Origin of the sequence: Streptomyces bohaiensis, from assembly GCF_012033785.1 — a bacterium.
In the GTDB taxonomy this organism is placed as follows: domain Bacteria; phylum Actinomycetota; class Actinomycetes; order Streptomycetales; family Streptomycetaceae; genus Streptomyces; species Streptomyces bohaiensis.
In genome coordinates this window covers 1-2,154 of sequence record NZ_JAAVJC010000457.1, presented here as the reverse complement: position 1 = coordinate 2,154, position 2,154 = coordinate 1, and the positions used below count along the sequence as shown (strand labels likewise).

Sequence of the window (2,154 nt, the reverse complement as noted above, 5' to 3'; positions counted from 1 at the left end):
TACCGGACCGGTGGTCTTCGCCGTCGCCACGGGTGTCGTACCCCCGGGCGTCACCCCGCGGTCGCACCCTGGCCCCACCGGGCAGGAACAGGGCGGGCGCGGGACCGGCGCCCCGGGAGTGCGAGGAGGCACCGCGGTGCACATCTCACGGCCGACACACGTCACCGGACCGGGGCGGGCCGGCGCCGTCACGGCCGCCATCGCCCTGGCGATGGCGCTGATCGCCGCCACCGGCGGCGACGACGAGGAGGCCGCCGCGGCGGCCGGCCCCCGCAACGTCATCGTCCTCATCGGCGACGGCATGGGCTACGCGCAGATCGACGCCGCCTCGCTGTACCGCGACGGCACGACCTTCGGGCAGGTCACCGTCGAACCCGGCGCCGAACAGGTCGAGCGCTCCCCGGCCCAGGCGTCCACCGTCTACCAGAACTTCCCTGTGGCGGCCTCGGTCGCGACCTACCCGCGCGGCGGTGGCTACGACCCGCAGGCCGTCTGGGACAGCTTCCCCGCCGTCACCGAGGGGTTCACCGACTCCGCCGCCGCGGCCACCGCGCTGGCCACCGGGGAACGCACCGACAACGGTCGGCTCGGCACCGACACCCGGGGCGACGCACTCCCCAACCTCACCGAGCACGCCGCGGCCCAGGGCAGGGCGACCGGCGTCGTCACCTCCGTCCCCTTCAGCCACGCCACGCCCGCCGGGTTCGTGGTCCACCGGGACGACCGCGGCGACTACCACGCCATCGCCCACGAGATGATCCACGACAGCGACATCGATGTCGTCATGGGCGCGGGCGACCCCGCACGCGACGCGGACGGCCGCCCGCTGCCGGAGCCGGATCACACCTACCTCGCCGCCGAGGACCACGCCGCACTGCTCGCCGGCGAGACCCCCTTCACCCTCGTCAACAGCCGCGACGGCTTCCGGGACCTCGCCACCGCCACCGAGACGCCGCGGCGCGTCCTCGGCCTCGCCCCCGTCGCCGCCACCCTCCAGTACGAGCGGTCGGGTCCCGACCGGACCGCCGACGGGAAGCCGGTCGCCGGTGCCCTGCCGTACGCCGCTCCCGCCAACGAGGAGGTGCCCACCCTCCCGGAGATGGCCGAGGCGGCGCTGAACGTCCTCGGCAACGCGTCCGAGGAGGGGCTGTTCCTCATGGTGGAGGGCGGGGCCATCGACTGGGCCGGCCACGCCAACGACCTCAACCGGCTCATCGAGGAGCAGACCGCCTTCGACGACACCGTCGCCGCCGTCACGCAGTGGGTGGAGCGCGAGAGCTCCTGGGACGAGACCCTGGTCGTCGTCACCGCCGACCACGAGACCGGCTACCTCAACGGCGAGGGGGCCGACCCCGGCTGGCGCCCCCTCACCGGCGAGAAGGGTGGACTTCCCGCCGTCTCCTGGCACTCCACCGACCACACCGGCTCGCTGGTGCCGCTCTACGCGCGGGGCGCCGGCGCCGAGCGCCTGGCGGCCGCGGCCACCGGATCGGACCCGGTGCGGGGCGCCTACCTGGACAACGTCGACATCCCGCGCACCGTTCTCTCGCTGTGGGGCCGCGACTGACCGCGCGGCGGCGGCCGCGCCCGCCCCGGCCGGACACGTCGCCCGACGGGGCGGTATCGCGACGGTCGGCGGCGAGGGGCGGTTGACGTCCCCCGTCGTCACTCCATGATGGGGCGTCAGTACCAGGAGTGCCCCCTGGTACCTCCCCACCGCAGGAGGACAGCCCAGTGCACCTGACATGGACCGGCCGGCTGGCCGCAGGGACCGCGACGGCCGCGCTCGCCCTCACCCTGGCCGCGCCCGCCTCCCTCGCGGACGCCGCCCCGACCGCCGCGCCCGCCGCCGACCAACCGCGCGACGGGGCCGCGCCGGCGGACTTCGGCCCGAAGAACGTCATCTTCCTCATCGGCGACGGCATGGGCTTCAACCAGGTGGACACCGCCAGCCTCTACGAGCACGGGGTGAGCTACCACCAGGTCGACGTCGAACCCGGCGCCCGGGACGTCGTCCGGCAGCAGGGCAAGGCCACGCAGGTCTACCAGCACTTCCCGGTCGGTGTCGCCGCCGCCACCTACCAGCACGGCGCCGGCTACGACCCGGCGGTCGAGTGGGGCGCGTTCCGCGGACCGATGCAGAACCGGCCCGAC

At 75.0% G+C, this 2,154-nt stretch carries 2 protein-coding genes; both read left to right on the top strand.

The annotated features are described in order from the left end of the window. Positions 1–136 precede the first annotated feature (136 nt). Positions 137–1,567, top strand: coding sequence for an alkaline phosphatase (locus tag HCN52_RS23900; RefSeq protein WP_209314933.1), 1,431 nt, complete (start codon positions 137–139; stop codon positions 1,565–1,567). Between the two features lie 167 nt (positions 1,568–1,734). Then, positions 1,735–2,154: hypothetical protein (locus tag HCN52_RS23895; RefSeq protein WP_209314932.1), on the top strand; the 420-nt coding region annotated here is incomplete at its 3' end.